This window comes from Streptomyces sp. NPDC055287 (assembly GCF_053646035.1).
Window position 1 is genome coordinate 211,210 of the sequence record NZ_JBSHNE010000010.1, and the last position, 16,922, is coordinate 228,131.

Consider the following 16,922-nt stretch of genomic DNA (forward strand, 5'->3'; position numbering starts at 1 on the left):
CAGGGCATCGACGGCACCAACGACACCACTGGCACCGACGCCGCCGACCGGGCGCGCGAAGCAGCCGTCGAAGCGGCCCTCGGCAAGCTCGGCCTCGAAGCCAAGGCGAAGCTGCTCGGCGGCCAGGACATGTGGTCGCTGCCCGCGCTCCCCGAGATCGGACTGAAGTCCCTGGTCATGTCCGACGGCCCGGTCGGCGTGCGCGGAGTCCGCTGGAGTGCCGACGACCCGTCGATCGCGCTGCCGTCGCCGACCGCGCTCGCCGCGACCTGGGACCCGGAACTCGCCCGCCGCGCCGGCCGCCTCCTCGCCCAGGAAGCCCGCCGCAAGGACGTGCACGTCCTCCTCGCCCCGACGGTCAACCTGCACCGCTCGCCGCTCGGCGGCCGGCACTTCGAGTGCTACTCCGAGGACCCGTACCTCACCGGTGAGATCGGCTCCGGTTATGTGAACGGCGTCCAGGACGGCGGTGTCGGCACCACCGTCAAGCACTTCGTCGCCAACGACGCCGAGACCGACCGCTTCACCGTCGACAACGTCATCGCGCCGCGCCCCCTGCGCGAGCTGTACCTGGCGCCCTTCGAAGCCATCGTCAAGAACGCCCACCCCTGGGGCATCATGGCCGCGTACAACCAGGTCAACGGCGTGACCATGACCGAGCACCGCTACCTCCAGAACGAGGTGCTGCGCGGCGAGTGGGGCTTCGACGGCTGCATCGTCTCCGACTGGATGGCCGCCCGCTCCACCACCGGCGACATCGAAGGCGGCCTCGACGTCGCCATGCCGGGCCCCGCCACGGTCTACGGCGACGCGCTGGCCGGCGCGGTCAGGTCGGGCGAGGTCGACGAGTCCGTCGTCGACGACGCCGTACGCAACGTCCTGCGGCTCGCCGCCCGCGCCGGGATCCTGGAGGGCGCCCCGCCCGTCGTCACCGCACTGCCGGAAGCGGTCGACGGCCAGGCGCTGGCCCGCGAGGTGGCGCGCCGCGCTTTCGTGCTTCTGCGCAACGAGAACCGCGTCCTGCCGCTGGACCCCACGAAGCTCCGCAAGCTCGCCCTCATCGGCGCGGCAGCCCGCGACGCGCGCGTCCTCGGCGGCGGCTCCGCCACCGTCTTCCCCGAGCGCGTCGTCGCCCCTCTCGACGGACTCGCCGCCGCACTGCCGGACTCCGTGCTGACGTACGCCGTCGGCGCCGACCCCAGCGAGGAACTCAGCCCTGCCGACAAGGGATTCACCCTCCACGCCCTCTGCCGCGACGCGGCGGGCGACATCATCGGTACGCGCTCGCTCCCCGGCGGGCAGGTTCAGTGGATCGGCAACGACCTGCCCGACGGCGTCACGCACCGGACGCTCCACAGCGTCGAGGTCAAGGGCACCTTCACCCCCCGCGAGAGCGGCGAGCACGCCTTCGGCACGCGCGGCCTGGGCGTCTTCACGCTGACCGTCGCCGGCGAGGTCCTCTACGACGGCGTCCAGCCGATGTCCGACGCCTCAGACCCCTTCGAGGCCTTCTTCGGCGCACCGGCCGAGCGCGGGCGGGTCCGCCTCACCGCGGGCGAGCCGGTGGAGGTCTCGCTCGCCCACCCCGTCGACGCGCGGGACGACGCCCCGCTCCCGGCGGTCATGTTCTCGTTCCTGCACGGGGCGCCACGGCGTGACGCCGACGAGCTGATCGCCGAGGCCGTCGATGCGGCGCGGGAGGCCGGCACGGCGGTCGTCGTGGTCGCCACGACCGAACAGGTCGAGTCGGAGGGCTTCGACCGTACGGACATGCGCCTCCCGGGCCGTCAGGACGACCTGGTCCGCGCGGTGGCCGCCGCCAACCCGAACACCGTCGTGATCGTCAACTCCGGTTCCCCGGTGGAGATGCCGTGGCGCGAGGACGTGGCCGCGGTGCTGCTCGGCTGGTTCCCGGGCCAGGAGGGCGGTGCTGCGCTCGCCGACGTGCTGCTCGGCGCGGAGGAGCCGGGAGGGCGGCTGCCGACCACCTGGCCGGTGGCCCTCACCGACGTGCCGGTGTCGGAGGTCGTGCCGACGGACGGCGAACTGCGCTACGACGAGGGGCTGTTCGTCGGCTACCGCGCCTGGGACAGGGCGGGCGTCGCACCGGCGTACGCCTTCGGTCACGGCCTGGGCTACACGACCTGGGAGTACGAGTCCCTGGAGGTGACCCGGTCGACGGCCAAGGTCCGCGTACGCAACACGGGTTCACGCACCGGCCGTGAGATCGTCCAGGTCTATCTGGCCCCGCAGGCGGACCCGGTCGAGCGGCCGGCGCGGTGGCTGGCGGGGTTCGGCAGCGTCGTGGCGGGGCCGGGGGAGTGCGCGGAGGCCGAGATCGCGCTGCCGGGGCGTGCGTTCGAGATCTGGGACGAGAAGGCGGGTGAGTGGTCGTTCGTCCCGGGCGAGTACGAGGTCCGCACGGGCCGCTCTCTCACGGACACCCGCCTGACGGCAACCTTGGACCTCCAGGGCTGAGCTCCTGCTGGGGCTCCGCCCCCAGACCCCGGTCCTCGAACGCCGGAGGGGCTGGACGGTGCCGCGACTGTCCGGTCCCTCCGGCATTCGAGGACATGCCAGCATCCGCCGGGGCCGCCGTCACCCCGCCCCCTACCCCCGCACCCCGAACCCGTACACCGTCACCGACTCGAACGCCTCGCCCGGCCGCAGTACCACCGGCGGGAACTCCGGCCGGTTCGGCGAATCGGGAAAGTGCTGGGTCTCCAGGGCGACCCCGTCGAACCCGTCCGGCGTGTACACCTGCACCCCCGGCTCCGTCGTCGCGACCGTCACCACCCGCCCCGACCCGGGGTCGTACAGCTCGCCCACGACCTCGGCGCCGCCCGTAACACCCTTGTCCAGCACGAAGTTGTGGTCGTACCCGCCGCCCAGCACCCGCGCCTCGCGGAAGTCGAACCGCGACCCGGCCACCGGCCTGATCTCCCCGGTCGGTATCCCGCCACCGTCCACCGGCGTCACCGCGCCCGCCGCGAGTCGCAGCTCGTTCGGGCGGCCACCCCCGAGACTCCAGTACGTGTGGTTCGTCAGGTTCACCACGGTCGGCGCGTCCGTCACCGCCCGGTAGGCGATCCGCAACGCCCCGCCCTCCTCCAGCGTGTACGTCGCCGAGACCTCGACGCGCCCGGGAAAGCCCTCCTCGCCGTCGGGGCTGACCCGCGAGAGCCGCACGCCGTACGGGACCGGCTCCGCGTCCCACACCCGCTTGTCGAAGCCGCGCCCGCCGCCGTGCAGATGGTGCGCGCCGCCGTTGCGCGCCAGCGCGTATGTGCGGCCGTCCAGCTGGAAGGCCCCGCCCGCGATCCGGTTCGCGTACCGCCCGACCAGCGCCCCGAAGTACGGCCCCGGGCAGTCCAGGTACCCGGCGAGGCTGTCGAACCCGACCGCGACACCGTCCGTACGCCCGTCCCGGTCCGGCACCTCCACCGACTGGACGATCCCGCCGTACGTCAGCACGCGCACCACCACCCCGTCCCGTTCCAGGACCCAGCGATGCACGGGTGTGCCGTCGTCGAGCGTGCCGAAAGGTTCCGAGGGTTCCGCGTTCATGAGCGGAAACCCTATGCGACTACGCCGGCGGCTCGGCGGCCGTGATGTTGCGGTACGCGATCTCCGCCAGCCGCTGCTGCCCGTTCCTGCTCGGGTGGAACCAGTCCCACTGGCTCAACTGGTCGCCGGAGAAGCGGAACTCGAAGACCGCTCCGCCGTCGTACCGGCAGCGCGCGTCCTTCCCGCACACGTCCTTCAGCACCTCGTTGTACGCGACGACCCGCTCCTGCACCGCGTCCCGCCGCGCCACCGCCGCCGCGTCCATCGCGTCAGGCGAGCCCAGCATCGACTGGCAGATCCCGAGCTTCCAGATCTGCTTGCCCATCGCGTTCCCGCGCCCCTCGGACCAGAGCCGCTTGAGGTCCGGCACGCTCGACACGTAGAGCTGCGACGTGGGCAGCTCGCTGCGGAACCTCTTCACCGATGTCTCGAAGTACGTCCGGAAATCAGCCACCGATGTCATGTGCGACACGTCGTCGCGGCAGGCGTCGTTCGCCCCCACCATGACGGTCACCAGCTCCGGCTTGTCCGCGACCGCGCGCGTCATCTGCTCCGGCAGCTCGGCGATCCGGGCCCCCGACTTGGCATGGTTCCAGGTGCGCCCGGCCGCGCCCGCCGCGCCGAGCAGCCGCCACGCCACGCTCCGCACCGTGGCGTCCGTGCCCGTCGCCCACGACACCTCGGGGCAGTCCGCGAGTACCGTGCACGCGTCGAAACCGCGCGTGATGGAGTCCCCGACAGCGGCGATGGACGCCGGGCTGCGGTCCCAGTCGGGCGTGGGCCTCGGGGAGGGCCGACGGGCGGCCGGCGAACCGCCCGGGTCCGTGTCGTCCCCCGTGTCACACCCGGCGACCGCGCCCAGCATGACGAGCAGCGCCGCCGTCGCGGTGGCGACGGCGGCCCGTGAGCGGTGCGCGCGGCGGCGTACCCGCATCCCCTGATCCCCTCCGTGGCGTCGTACTGGCGTCCTGGCGAGTGAAAGCTTCGTGTCCACGGCCCCCCGGACCGACAGTACGTCACCCGCCGGACGCCGCCGCACGGTAGTTTTTCCCCGTCGAACCAGCAGCCCTTCGCCCATCCGGGGCTCCGGTAAATTACATCACGTCACATACTGTCCCTTTTCAGGAGATTAACTCCCGATGCTGTTTACTGTTGACAACCTCGGGAGCCGACCGGGAAGAGGCGGTACGGGCGCGAGGCCGCTGGGGAAGGCGAACCTCGTCCCACACTGGAGGTCCCGGTGACGACACGTGGAGTTCTGTACGTTCACTCCGCACCGCGCGCGCTGTGCCCGCACGTCGAATGGGCAGTAGCGGGCGTACTCGGTGTGCGGGTCAACCTCGACTGGATCAGACAGCCGGCCTCGCCCGGCACCTGGAGAGCCGAGTTCTCCTGGCAGGCCCAGCCGGGCACCGCCTCCAAACTGGCCTCCGCCCTGCGCGGCTGGCATCTGCTGCGCTTCGAAGTGACGGCCGAACCCTGTCCCACGGCCGAGGGCGAGCGCTACAGCTCCACACCCGGCCTCGGCATCTTCCACGCCGTCACCGGAATGCACGGCGACATCCTCATCCCCGAGGACCGGCTGCGCGCCGCTCTCGCCCGCTCGGTGGGCGGCGAGACCGACCTGGAGGCCGAGGTCGCCAAGCTCCTCGGCAAGCCGTGGGACGACGAACTCGAACCCTTCAGATACGCCGGCGAGGGCGCCCCCGTGCGCTGGCTGCACCAAGTGGTCTGACCCTCCCGACCGCGCCCGCTCGCCGCCCCGATACATTCCGCCCCACAGTGCACCACGCGGTGCACCACGTGTGAGGGGTCGGTTGTGCGTATACGACCGGCGGCCAAAGTGGCCGCCGTTGTGTTGTCCTCGGTCGTGCTGTGCTGGGCCGTTGTCTTCCATGCCCTGGGCTGGACCGCGCTGGTCCGGGAGAGCGGGGGTTCGTGCGGCGGCGACGAGTGCCCGGACGGCCTGCCCGCCGTACTCGTCCTGGCCTTCGTGTTCTCCCTCTTCGGTCTGGCGCTCACCGGCAAGGCGCTGGGGGCGGCGGCGCTGCGCCGGTGGGCCGCTGTCGCCGCCGTGGTCACCGGAATGCTGGCCGGCCTGCTGCCCGGCATGTTCGGATATCAGTGGCTTCGTGGTGAGCAGATGCGCGTCGAATCGCCGGTGAAGGCCGCCGAACGGCTGGACATCGCCTGGCAGGCCCCGTCGGCCAGTGCCGCCGCCGCCAAGGGACTGCGCGGCTGGGCCGTGGGCGACACCGTGGTCCGGGTCCGTACCGACGGCCTCGCCGCCCACGCCGTACGCGACGGCAAGGAGCGGTGGAACGTCACGGCGCCGGTCCGCGAGTCCGTGTGCGCCCAGAGCGCGCATCCGTCCAAGGGCATCGGCCTGGTCGCCTACGGGCGCCACAACAAGCCCTGCACGACCCTCGCGGCCGTCCGGCTCGACGACGGCGCGACCTTGTGGAAGCAGACGCTCAAGGGCGAAGGCGTCGGCGCAGGCATCGCGCTGGGCGGCGCCACCGCCGTCACCGCTGAGGACGCGGCGGTACGCGGCCGATCGGCCGAGACCGGCGCCGAACGGTGGAAGCGGCCGGTGCCGGAGCGCTGCAAGACACTCGCGGTGCGTGCGAGCGCCTCCCGCACCGTGGTCGTCGAGGAGTGCCCGCCGGCCAAGGACGACGGCGTTGTCACCGCGCGGCTCCTCGCGCTGGACACCCGGACCGGAAAGGAGCAGTGGGTCACGAAGCTGCCGGTGGAGAGCGCGAGCACCGCGTATGTGTACTCCGTCGAGCCGGCCGTGATCGGCTTCCAGGAGACCGACGAACAGGGTGTCCGCGCGGTCCTCGCCTTCGACGAGCGGGGCGCCGTGCGCGGGGCCGTGCCGTTCTCCGGCCGTTCGGGCGATCTCGACGTCCGACGGTCCGACAGCGACCTGAAGGCGGAGGGCCCCTTCGTGGCGGGCGACACGCTGGTCGCCGCGGTGCAGAAGCCGGGCGACGATGTGCCGCAGTACGTCGCCGGATTCTCCATCGCGGACGGCAGGGAGCTGTGGCGCAGCGGCGAACTCGGCCCCATCGGCGCCCTCACCCTCCAGGACGGCCGGGTGGCGGTGCTGACCTCCGGATGGCCCCGCTCGGACGTCGTCGTGCTCGACCCCGCCAAGGACGGAGCGGTGGCGAAGAAGACGACGCTGGGCAAGGAGGCGCCGGTCTCGATCGACGCCGAAATGCTCGCCGTCCGTGACGGCTATGTGGTCGTCAACCGGTACACCGACGGAGAACCGCCCCTCTTCGCCGTGCGCTGAGCTCGCGTCAGGGACGACGAAGGCCCTGCCGGGAAGCTCGGAGCTTCCCGGCAGGGCCTTTCGGCTGGGTGCGGTCGTGGATCAGACCGAGCGGAAGGCAAGCACCACGTTGTGGCCGCCGAAGCCGAACGAGTTGTTGATCGCGGCGATCGTGCCCTCGGGCAGCGCCCTCGGCTCGGCGCGCACGATGTCGGCGTCGACATCGGCGTCCAGGTCGTCGACGTTGATGGTCGGCGGAGCCGTCCGGTGGTGCAGCGCGAGCACGGTCGCGACGGTCTCGATGCCACCGGCGCCGCCCAGCAGGTGCCCGGTCATCGACTTCGTGGCGGAGACCGCCACGTGGTCGAGGTCGTCACCGAGAACCCGGCGCAGGGCCTTGATCTCCGCGATGTCGCCCTGCGGCGTCGAGGTGGCGTGCGCGTTGAGGTGCACGATCTCGGCCGGCTTGAGACCGGTGTCGTCGAGCAGGTTCTGCATGGCGGTGGCGATGCCCCGGCCGCTCGGCTCGGGCTGCGCGATGTGGTGCGCGTCGGCGGACAGACCCTGGCCGACGACCTCGCAGTACACCCGCGCACCGCGCGCGGCCGCGTGCTCGGCCGACTCCAGGATGACGACGCCCGCGCCCTCGCCGAGGACGAAGCCGTCGCGGCCCGTGTCGTACGGGCGCGAGGCCTTCTCGGGCTCGTCGTTGCTCTTGGACATCGCCATCATGTTGGCGAAGGCCGCGATCGGCAGCGGGTGGATCGCCGCCTCCGTACCGCCGGCGACGACCACGTCGGCGCGGCCGGTGCGGATCATCTCGACGGCGTAACCGATGGCTTCGGCGCCGGAGGCGCACGCGGAGACCGGAGTGTGCACGCCCGCCTGGGCGTTGACCTCGAGGCCGACGTTGGCGGAGGGGCCGTTCGGCATGAGCATGGGCACGGTGTGCGGGGAGACGCGGCGTACGCCCTTCTCCTTCAGCACGTCGTACTGGTCGAGCAGAGTGGTGACGCCACCGATGCCGGAGGCGATGACCGCGCCGAGGCGGTTGGGCTGGATCTTCTCGTCCTCGCCCGCCTTCGCGGTGTAACCCGCGTCGGCCCACGCCTCACGGGCCGCGATCAGCGCGAACTGCGCCGAGCGGTCCAGCTTGCGGGCCAGCGGGCGGGGAAGTACATCGCCCGGGTCGACGGCCGCGAGGGCCGCGATACGGACGGGAAGTTCGGCGAAGCGCTCGCCTTCCAGGGGCTTGACGCCGGAACGTCCGGCCAGCAGGCCTTCCCAGGTCGATGCGGCGTCGCCACCCAGCGGTGTTGTTGCGCCGATACCGGTGACGACCACGGTGCGATTGGTCGGGCTCACAGGAATTCTTTCTCCACGTGTAGAGGGTGCTGAATTTTCACGGCGCCACCGCCGGGCGGCGACACAGGAGCGGCCTGATCAGGCCTGGTGCTTGAGGATGTAGTCGGCAGCGTCGCCGACCGTCTTGAGGTTCTTGACGTCCTCGTCGGGGATCTTGACGTCGAAGCGCTCTTCGGCGGCGACGACGACCTCGACCATGGACAGCGAGTCGACGTCCAGGTCGTCGGTGAAGGACTTGTCCAGCTGGACGTCCTCGGTGGGGATGCCGGCGATCTCGTTGACGATCTCGGCGAGACCGGTGACGATCTCTTCCTGAGTGGCGGCCATTGTGGCGCTCCTTCGGTGTTGAGCAGAGGGAATTGGGTAAGACGGCAGGCCCGGAATGATCCGGACGTGCCTAGGGGAGGGTAACGACCGTCGCGGCGTAGACGAGACCCGCCCCGAAGCCGATGACCAGCGCGGTGTCGCCGCTCTTCGCCTGCCCGGTCGCCAGGAGCCGCTCCATAGCGAGCGGAATCGAGGCGGCCGAGGTGTTACCGGTGGTTTCGACGTCACGGGCGACCGTGACATGCTCCGGCAGCTTCAGAGTCTTCACCATCGAGTCGATGATCCGCATGTTCGCCTGGTGCGGAATGAAGACGTCCAGGTCGTCCGCCGTGATCCCGGCCGCGTCGAGCGCCTGCTGGGCGACCTTCGCCATCTCGAAGACGGCCCAGCGGAAGACCGCCTGGCCCTCCTGCGTGATGGCCGGGAACTTCGCGACCTCGCCACCGTTGCGGTAGTCCGACCACGGAACGGTCTGCTTGATGGTCTCGGACTTGTCGCCCTCGGAACCCCACACGGTCGGGCCGATGGCCGGTTCCTGGGCGGGGCCGACGACGACCGCGCCCGCACCGTCGCCGAACAGGAAGGCCGTCGCGCGGTCCTCCAGGTCGGTCAGGTCCGAGAGCCGCTCGACGCCGATGACGAGGACGTACTTCGCGCTGCCTTCGACGACCATGCCCTTGGCGAGGGTCAGGCCGTAACCGAAGCCGGCGCATCCGGCCGAAATGTCGAAGGCGGCGGGCTTGTTGGCACCGATCTTGTCCGCGATCTCGGTCGCGACGGCCGGTGTCTGCTTGAAGTGCGAGACGGTGGAGACGATGACGCCGTCCACCTGAGCGGCGGTGATCCCGGCGTCGGCCAGCGCCTTGCCGGCCGCCTCGACCGACATGGCCGCGACGGTTTCCTCGTCGGACGCCCAGTGGCGGGTCACGATGCCGGAGCGGGAGCGGATCCACTCGTCGGACGAGTCGATCGTCTCGAGGATCACCTCGTTGGGCACGACACGGGTCGGACGGTAGCCGCCGACACCCATGATGCGCGCGTACGGGGCCCCCTGGCTGGGCTTGATCTTCGACATGCTCTCTCGGGCTCCTATCGCGCCGCGTGCTCAGCGATGAGCGCGCGGGCCGCGTCGAGGTCGTCGGGGGTCTTGAGCGCGAGGGTCTGCACGCCGGGCAGTGCGCGCTTCGCGAGGCCGGTCAGAGTGCCGCCGGGGCAGACCTCGATGAGCGCGGTGGTGCCCAGCTCCTTGAGGGTCTCCATGCACAGGTCCCAGCGGACCGGGTTGGAGACCTGGTTGACCAGGCGCGAAACGACCTCGGGGCCGGTGGCGACAGTGCTGCCGTCGGCGTTCGAGATGTATGTGATGGCCGGATCGGAGACGACCAGATCCTGCGCCGCCTTGCCCAGCTCGGTGACCGCCGGGGCCATGTGGTGCGTGTGGAACGCGCCGGCGACCTTGAGCGGTACGACGCGGCGTACGCCCTCGGGCTTGTCCTCCGCGAGCGCGGCGAGCTGCTCCATCGTGCCCGCGGCCACGATCTGGCCCGCGCCGTTCACGTTCGCCGGGGTCAGGCCGAGCTTCTCCAGGTGCGGGACGACGACTTCGGCCTCACCGCCGAGCAGCGCCGCCATGCCGGTCTCGGTGACGGCCGCCGCCTCGGCCATGCCCAGGCCACGGGTGCGTACGAAACCGAGCGCCGCCTCTTCGGTGAGCACACCGGCGTACGCGGCGGCGGTGATCTCACCGACGCTGTGGCCGGCGACCGCGGAGACGTCCGTGCGGGCGTCCAGGGCGGTGGCCGACAGCAGACCGGCGGCCACCAGCAGGGGCTGGGCGACGGCCGTGTCGCGGATCGCGTCCGCGTCGGCCTGCGTGCCGTAGTGGACAAGGTCGAGCCCGATGGCGTCGGACCAGGCGGCGAGCCGGTCGGCGGCGCCGGGGAGGTCGAGCCAGGGAGTCAGGAAGCCGGGCGTCTGGGCGCCTTGGCCGGGAGCGACGAGTACGAGCACCCTCACACTCTCTCTTGCGGACGGCACTGCGGGCCCGTGGGGACAGGGACCAAGAACCGTCGGGGGATTTGTTGGTGTTCGACAAAAGTCTAGGACTGGGCATCCACGTCGGCCAGACGCCCCAGGATGAGCGCGATGCGCAGAGTGAAGGCGGATCGAACATCGGAGGGTGACCATCCGGTGACGTCCGTCACACGTCGGAGGCGGTATCGCACGGTGTTCGGGTGCACGAAGAGCATCCGCGCCGCGCCCTCGAGACTGCTCGCCTGCTCCAAATACACGCTCAGTGTCTCCAGCAGCGCCGAGCCCGCCTCTTCCAGCGGTCTGTAGATCTCCTCCACCAGCTGATCCCGCGCGGCAGGATCCGAGGCGATCGCCCGCTCCGGCAGGAGATCGTCCGCGAGGACCGGGCGCGGGGCGTCCTGCCAGGCCTGGCACGCCTTGAGCCCGGCGGCGGCGGCCTGCGCGGACCGCGTGGCGGCCAGCAGGTCGGGGACCACGGGCCCGGCGACCACGGGCCCGGCGGCGTACGGGCCGATCAGGGCCTTCGCGACCTGAAGGGGGTTGTCGCTGCCGCCCGCGATGACGACCAGGCGGCTGCCGAGCACGCCGGTCAGCACCTGGAGCTTGGCGTGGCGGGCGGCGCGGCGGATCGCCTCGACCGTCAGCTCGGAGTCGCCGTCGGGCGCAGTGCCGAGTACGACGCAGACGTGCTCCGGGGAGTTCCAGCCCAGCGCCGCCGCGCGGGAGACCGCGCCCTCGTCGGCCTCGCCGGACAGCACCGCGTTCACGACGAGCGATTCCAGACGGGCGTCCCAGGCGCCGCGGGCCTCGGCGGCCTGGGCGTACACCTGTGCGGTCGCGAAGGCGATCTCGCGGGCGTACACGAGCAGGGCCTCGCGCAGGATCGACTCGTCGCCGGGCGCCGCGACCTCCTCGATCGCGGTCTCCATGACCTCGATCGTCGTACGCACCATCTCGACGGTCTGGCGCAGCGTGATCGCCCGGGTCAGCTCACGGGGCGCGGTGCCGAAGACGTCGGTGGAGATGGCCTGCGGGGTCTCGGGATGCCGGAACCACTCGGTGAAAGCGGCGATACCGGCCTGGGCGACCAGGCCGATCCACGACCGGTTCTCCGGTGGCATGGCCCGGTACCACGGCAGCGTCTCGTCCATGCGGGCGATCGCGTTCGCGGCGAGGCGGCCGGAGGACTTCTCCAGCCGGCGCAGGGTCGCGGAATGCGGGTGGGCGGCTTTCGCGGCGGGCTGCTCAGGATCGGGTTGGGGCACGGGACAAGACTGCCTTATCGGAACCCCGGGGCGTTGGGCCGGGGGCTACGGTGGACCTCGTGATTTCTGTACGGCGTTCCGCGGACCGCTTCCGCGGCGGCGACACCTCCGCCGGTATCGAGTCCCTCCACGCCTTCTCCTTCGGCCACTTCTACGACCCGGACCACCTCCGTTTCGGCGCGGTCCTGGCCTGCAACGAGGAGCGGCTGGAGCCCGGCGCCGGATTCGACGAGCACCCGCACAGCCACACCGAGATCGTCACCTGGGTCGTCGAGGGGGAGCTCACCCACCGCGACTCGGCCGGGCACGCCACCGTCGTACGCCCCGGCGACGTGCAGCGGCTCAGCGCGGGCGCGGGGGTGCGGCACGTGGAGCGCAACGACGGCGACGTCCCGCTGGTGTTCGTGCAGATGTGGCTGGCGCCGCAGGACCACGGCGGCGAACCCGCGTACGAGGTGGTGCGCGGTATCGCGGACGCCACCCCCTACGCCCTGCCCGCGGCCGGCGCGCTGCTGCACGTGCGGCGGCCGGGCGCGGGGGAGCGGACGGCCGTCCCCGGCGCTCCGCTGGTGTACGCCCACGTCGTACGGGGCCGCTTCGGTCTCGGGGAGTACGCACTGGGGCCCGGTGACGCGGCCCGGATCACCGGGGCGGACGGGCTGGAGCTGATGGCGGCCGCCGCCCCGGCCGAGGTGCTGCTGTGGGAGATGAGCGGCTGACGTCAGCCGCTGAGCGCGCTCTTGGCCCGCCACTGCTTCCAGGACAGGTTCCAGGCGCCGTAGCCGTTGCCCTCGGCGACCGTGCCCTTGGTGTCCTCGCCCTTGATCTCGAACGGGTCGCCCACCCGGACCTGCCCGTAGAAGTACGCCGCGTCCGCGTCGCTCATGCCGATGCAGCCCGAGCTCATGTTGGCCCGGCCGAAGTAGCGGGCGTTCCAGGGAGCGGCGTGCGCGTACATACCGGACCAGGTGAGCCGCATCGAGTGGTCGACCATCTTGTCGTACGCGTCGCGCAGGCCCACGGTCTCCGAGTTCATGTTGATGGTGCCCTCCTTCGACATGAGTACGGCCGTGCCCCGCCAGGACCGCTTCTCCCCGCCGGGGGTGCCGCCGGAGACCGGGATCTCCCGCACCGTCTTCCCGTCCCGCTCCAGGGTGAGCCGCTTGCGGTCGAGGTCGACGCGGACGACCTGGCGCACACCGCCGACGGTGAACCCGGTGCGGTAGTCGCGGACGAACCAGCCGCCGCCCTGTCCCGAGTCGGTGCCGTTGAGCCGGGCGTCGAGGGTGACCTTCGTACCCGGCTTCCAGTACTCCTTGGGGCGCCAGTCGGCACGGTCCTTGCCGGAGTGGTCCCGCACCCAGCCCCACGAACCCTCGGTGCCGTTCGACGTGGTGACCGCGAGCTGTCGCTCGACGCCGGCCCTGTCGGCGACCGGGTTGTCGAAGACGACAGACAGCGGCTGGCCGACGCCGACCGTGGTGTCCTTGCCGGGCGCCAGCGACAGCTTGTTGACCCGGCCCGCGGCGGCCGTGGTGAACGAGGTCCTGCTGGTGGCCTTCCGGCCGCCGCCGGTACGGGTCCTGGCCTCCACCGTGTACGTCGTGCCGGGCACCGCCTTGCGGTCCGAGGTCCACGACGCCCCGCCGGGCGCCGCGCGGCCGGCGAGCCGGTTGCCCTCGGCGTCGACCACGGTCACGGACGACAGCGTGCCGCCCTTCGCTTTCACCACGACCGGCTTCCCGGCCCGCACGCCCTTGCCGTCCGGGGTGACGGTCACGGTCACCGGGCGGTCGCGCCCGCCGCCGGGCTTCGCGTCGGCGGGGGGCGCCACATTCCCGGCACCGCCCGAACAGGCGCAGAGCACGGCGCTCAGTACGCCGGCCACGGCAGCGGAACGCGACGCACGTACATGACTCACGGAAGCCTCCAAAAAGGGGTGGGATGCCCGGACTCTAGGCCGCGAAAAGCGCCGGGAACCGGGTACGCGGCCATGTGACAGCGGCTGCAGAGAAACCGTCGTCGTCCCGTCACATTCGCCGCGCGGCGCGGTCACGGGCGGCTGTGAATCTCCTGTCCGCCCCATCGGAGAGGGGCGGAAATCGGAGGCTCACGCTGTGTCAGCTCTGCTCGTAACGGCGGCCGGTCCCGGCCAGGAGGCGCGGCTGGGACCGATCACCGCCGAGACCTTCCGCGCATCTCTCACATCCCGCGCGGCCGGGTCTCCCGGACCCAGCTTTCTGCAGTGCCCGTCCTGGGGCGACGTCAAGGAGGGCTGGCAGTCCCGGCTGATCGGCTGGGGACCCGCGGCGGAGGGCCCCGGCGCCCCCACCGCGCACGGGCTGACCGGAGTCGCCCTGGTCCTGCTCCGCCCGTTCCCCGGCACCCGGAAGTACTTCGCCTACCTGCCCGAAGGACCGTACGCGGACTGGGCGGGCCCGGACCTGGACGGCTGGCTCACTCCGCTGCTGAGGTATCTGCGCGAGGCCGGTGTCTTCGCCGTACGCATCGGCCCCTCACCCGCCTTCCGCCGCTGGAACGCCGCCCGGCTCAAGTCGCTCACCGGGCGCGGCCGGAGCGTCTTCGATGTCCTCGCCTGCGAGGTCGACCCGCTCGGCACCGCCGTGTCCGAGCGGCTGCGGGCGCGCGGATGGCGGCGCTGCGGGGGCGACGGCCCCGACGGCGACGGGGACGCCCAGCCGCGCCTGGTCTTCCAGGTCCCGCTCGCCGGGCGCACCACCGACGACCTGTGGAACGGGCTCAACCAGGAGTGGCGCCGCAATGTGCGCCGGGCCGAGAAGTCCGGCGTCCAGGTGTCCGTCGGGGGCGCCGCCGAACTCCCGGAGTTCTACCGGCTGCTGCGGATCACCGAGGAGCGCGACGGATTCCGGCTCGGCCGGTCACTGGCGTACTACGAGCGACAGTACGAGCTCCTCAACGCCGAGGAACCCGGCCGGATGAAGCTCTACCTCGCCCGCCACGAGGGCGAGATCCTCGCCGCCCACACCATGATCACGGTGGGCCGCAGGGTCTGGTACCAGACCGGTGCCTCCGCGGATCACCGGCGCGAGGTCCGCCCCTCCAACGCCCTTCAGTGGCGCATGATGTGCGACGCCCACGCGCTCGGCGCCGACGTATACGACATGCGCGGGGTACCCTCCACCCTCGATGCGGACGACCGCGGACACGGGCTGCTGCGCTGGAAGCTCGGCACCGGTGGACAGGTCGTCGAAACGCTGGGGGAATGGGAAATACCGATGGCAGGCACCGCCAATCACACGCTGTACCGCGCCTTCCAGGCGTACCTGGCCCGCCGATGAGCGCGACGGCCGAGGCAGGGGAGCACAGGGCGGCGACGCGTGCCGCCGCCGTGAGCGGCGCCGGTCCGGGGGGCCCGCCGGACCGCGGGGTTGCGAAGGCGTCGCCGCTGCGCAGTGGCGCCCTCATGGCCGCCGGGTCCCTCGTCTCCCGCGCGACCGGGTTCGTACGGTCCGCCACCGTCGCCGCGGCCCTCGGGATCGGACTGACCGCCGACGGCTACGCGGTGGGCAACTCCGTCCCCACCATCGTCTACATGCTGCTCCTCGGCGGCGCCCTCAACGCCGTCTTCGTGCCCGAGCTGGTCAAGGCCGCCAAGGAACACGAGGACGGCGGAGCCGCCTACACCGACCGGCTGCTCACCGTCTGCGTCACGGCGCTGCTGGTGATCACGGCGGGCGCGGTGCTCGCGGCGCCCGCCATCGTCGCGGCGTACACCGACTACACGGGCGCCCAGGCCACCATGACGGTCGCCTTCGCCCGTTACTGCCTGCCGCAGATCTTCTTCCTCGGCCTGTTCACGCTGCTCGGCCAGATCCTCAACGCGCGCGGCCGGTTCGGCGCGATGATGTGGACGCCAGTCCTCAACAACGTCGTCGTCATAGCGGTGTTCGGGCTCTTCCTCGGGCTCACGACCACCTCGCGGGGTGCCCTCACGCCGGCCGGGACGGCCCTGCTCGGCTGGGGCACCACGGCCGGGATCGCGGTCCAGGCGCTCGCGCTCGTCCCCGCCCTGCGCGCCGCCCGCTTCCGCTGGCGGCCCCGCTTCGACTGGCGGGGCAGCGGCCTCACCAGGCCGATGCGCGCGGCCGGATGGCTGGTGCTGCTGGTCCTCACCAACCAGGCCGCGTACTGGGTCGTGACCCGGCTCGCCACAGCGGCCGGGCAGCGAGCGGCGGACCTCGGCATCGACGGCGGCGCCGGCTTCAGCGCGTACAACAACGCCTACCTCCTGTGGGCCGTGCCGCACGGCATCGTGACGGTGTCGCTGATCACCGCGCTCATGCCCCGGATGAGCGGGGCGGCGGCCGACGGGGACAAAACCGCCGTACGCCGCGACATCTCGTACGCGCTGCGCACCAGCGCCGCCGCCGTCGTCCCCGCGGCCTGCGCGCTGCTCGTCCTCGCCCAGCCGCTGATGGCGGTCGTCTTCCAGTACGGCAGGACCGGAGCCGACGACATCGCGGCGATGGCGGGCATCCTGACGGCCTTCGCGCCCGGCCTCGTCGCCTTCTCGGGCCAGTACGTCCTCTCCCGCGCCTTCTACGCGCTGCGCGACACCCGCACCCCCTTCCTCCTCAACCTCGTGATCGCCGCGCTCAACGCGGGGCTGTCCACGGCCGCGTACGTGCTGCTTCCGGCGCGCTGGGCGGTCACCGGCATGGCCGGGGCGTACTCCCTGGCGCTCCTCGCGGGCTGGGCGCTCACGGCGTACACCCTGAACAGGCGCCTCCCCGCCGCCCGGACGAGGGGCCGCTCACCGGCCGTCGCCGCCCACGCCCGCCTCCTGGTGGCCGCCGTACCCGCCACGGCAGTCGGCCACCTCGCCGCCGGATGGGCGGGCGGGTTGGGAGCGTTGGCGGCGGCAGCGGCGGGCGGAGCCGCGATCCTCGCGGTCTTCGCCGCACTGGCGAAGCCCCTGCGCCTGCGGGAAGTCGACACCCTGCTCTCGGGCGCGGTACGGCGCCTGCGCCCGGCGAAGCGGTGACGGCGACCACCGGTACAGCGACGACCGTCCGGCCCACACCCCTTGGGATACTCCA

The 16,922-nt window shown here is 72.0% G+C and carries 14 protein-coding genes; 6 read left to right on the plus strand and 8 right to left on the minus strand.

Going from position 1 to position 16,922, the window contains the following annotated elements:
- Positions 1-6 precede the first annotated feature (6 nt).
- Positions 7-2,478, plus strand: coding sequence for a beta-glucosidase (locus ACWIHY_RS18550; RefSeq protein WP_454376766.1), 2,472 nt, complete (start codon positions 7-9; stop codon positions 2,476-2,478).
- 132 nt (positions 2,479-2,610) lie between these two features.
- Here the strand turns inward: ACWIHY_RS18550 and ACWIHY_RS18555 are convergent, their stop codons facing one another.
- Positions 2,611-3,567 (minus strand): aldose epimerase family protein, encoded by a 957-nt coding sequence (locus ACWIHY_RS18555; RefSeq protein ID WP_454376703.1) that lies wholly within the window; start codon positions 3,565-3,567, stop codon positions 2,611-2,613.
- A 19-nt stretch (positions 3,568-3,586) separates the two neighbouring features.
- Positions 3,587-4,501, minus strand: coding sequence for an SGNH/GDSL hydrolase family protein (locus ACWIHY_RS18560; RefSeq protein ID WP_454376704.1), 915 nt, complete (start codon positions 4,499-4,501; stop codon positions 3,587-3,589).
- A 306-nt stretch (positions 4,502-4,807) separates the two neighbouring features.
- On the opposite strand from ACWIHY_RS18560, the gene ACWIHY_RS18565 reads away from it, so the two are divergent.
- Both ACWIHY_RS18565 and ACWIHY_RS18570 read left to right on the plus strand, forming a co-directional pair.
- Positions 4,808-5,302 carry a DUF3145 domain-containing protein gene (locus ACWIHY_RS18565; RefSeq protein WP_028811169.1) on the plus strand — a complete coding sequence of 165 codons (495 nt, stop codon included), beginning with the start codon at positions 4,808-4,810 and terminating at the stop codon, positions 5,300-5,302.
- A gap of 84 nt (positions 5,303-5,386) precedes the next feature.
- Positions 5,387-6,871, plus strand: coding sequence for an outer membrane protein assembly factor BamB family protein (locus tag ACWIHY_RS18570; RefSeq protein ID WP_454376705.1), 1,485 nt, complete (start codon positions 5,387-5,389; stop codon positions 6,869-6,871).
- An 81-nt stretch (positions 6,872-6,952) separates the two neighbouring features.
- Here ACWIHY_RS18570 and fabF read toward each other — a convergent pair whose 3' ends face one another.
- From fabF to ACWIHY_RS18595, 5 genes are all read right to left on the minus strand, one after another.
- Positions 6,953-8,215, minus strand: coding sequence for a beta-ketoacyl-ACP synthase II (fabF, locus tag ACWIHY_RS18575; protein ID WP_454376706.1), 1,263 nt, complete (start codon positions 8,213-8,215; stop codon positions 6,953-6,955).
- 78 nt (positions 8,216-8,293) lie between these two features.
- On the minus strand, positions 8,294-8,542 hold the full coding sequence (locus ACWIHY_RS18580; protein ID WP_028811172.1) for an acyl carrier protein: 249 nt from the start codon (positions 8,540-8,542) through the stop codon (positions 8,294-8,296).
- A 70-nt stretch (positions 8,543-8,612) separates the two neighbouring features.
- Positions 8,613-9,617, minus strand: a complete 1,005-nt coding sequence (locus ACWIHY_RS18585; protein ID WP_454376707.1) for a beta-ketoacyl-ACP synthase 3 — start codon at positions 9,615-9,617, stop codon at positions 8,613-8,615.
- 14 nt (positions 9,618-9,631) lie between these two features.
- Positions 9,632-10,552 (minus strand): ACP S-malonyltransferase, encoded by a 921-nt coding sequence (locus ACWIHY_RS18590; RefSeq protein WP_454376708.1) that lies wholly within the window; start codon positions 10,550-10,552, stop codon positions 9,632-9,634.
- A gap of 89 nt (positions 10,553-10,641) precedes the next feature.
- A complete protein-coding gene (locus ACWIHY_RS18595; protein ID WP_454376709.1) occupies positions 10,642-11,841 on the minus strand; it encodes a PucR family transcriptional regulator in 1,200 nt (399 codons plus the stop codon).
- Positions 11,842-11,900: 59 nt separating this feature from the next.
- Between ACWIHY_RS18595 and ACWIHY_RS18600 the strand changes: the two genes are divergently transcribed.
- Positions 11,901-12,560: a pirin family protein gene (locus ACWIHY_RS18600; protein ID WP_454376710.1), complete on the plus strand. Its 660-nt coding sequence runs from the start codon at positions 11,901-11,903 to the stop codon at positions 12,558-12,560.
- A 2-nt stretch (positions 12,561-12,562) separates the two neighbouring features.
- Here ACWIHY_RS18600 and ACWIHY_RS18605 read toward each other — a convergent pair whose 3' ends face one another.
- Positions 12,563-13,762, minus strand: a complete 1,200-nt coding sequence (locus ACWIHY_RS18605) for an Ig-like domain-containing protein (RefSeq protein WP_454376711.1) — start codon at positions 13,760-13,762, stop codon at positions 12,563-12,565.
- Positions 13,763-13,958: 196 nt separating this feature from the next.
- On the opposite strand from ACWIHY_RS18605, the gene ACWIHY_RS18610 reads away from it, so the two are divergent.
- A complete protein-coding gene (locus tag ACWIHY_RS18610; protein ID WP_454376712.1) occupies positions 13,959-15,161 on the plus strand; it encodes a lipid II:glycine glycyltransferase FemX in 1,203 nt (400 codons plus the stop codon).
- The gene (murJ, locus tag ACWIHY_RS18615; RefSeq protein WP_454376713.1) at positions 15,158-16,867 is read left to right on the plus strand and encodes a murein biosynthesis integral membrane protein MurJ; all 1,710 of its coding nucleotides are present in this window, start codon (positions 15,158-15,160) and stop codon (positions 16,865-16,867) included. The genes ACWIHY_RS18610 and murJ overlap by 4 nt, the downstream gene beginning before the upstream one ends.
- Positions 16,868-16,922 lie beyond the last annotated feature (55 nt).

Excerpts from the sequence above, each read along its gene's own strand:
- ACWIHY_RS18555 (WP_454376703.1), bottom strand. The coding sequence starts at position 3,567 with ATGAACGCGGAACCCTCGGAACCTTTCGGCACGCTCGACGACGGCACA.
- ACWIHY_RS18560 (WP_454376704.1), bottom strand. The coding sequence starts at position 4,501 with ATGCGGGTACGCCGCCGCGCGCACCGCTCACGGGCCGCCGTCGCCACC.
- ACWIHY_RS18580 (WP_028811172.1), bottom strand. The coding sequence starts at position 8,542 with ATGGCCGCCACTCAGGAAGAGATCGTCACCGGTCTCGCCGAGATCGTC.
- ACWIHY_RS18585 (WP_454376707.1), bottom strand. The coding sequence starts at position 9,617 with ATGTCGAAGATCAAGCCCAGCCAGGGGGCCCCGTACGCGCGCATCATG.
- murJ (WP_454376713.1), top strand. The coding sequence starts at position 15,158 with ATGAGCGCGACGGCCGAGGCAGGGGAGCACAGGGCGGCGACGCGTGCC.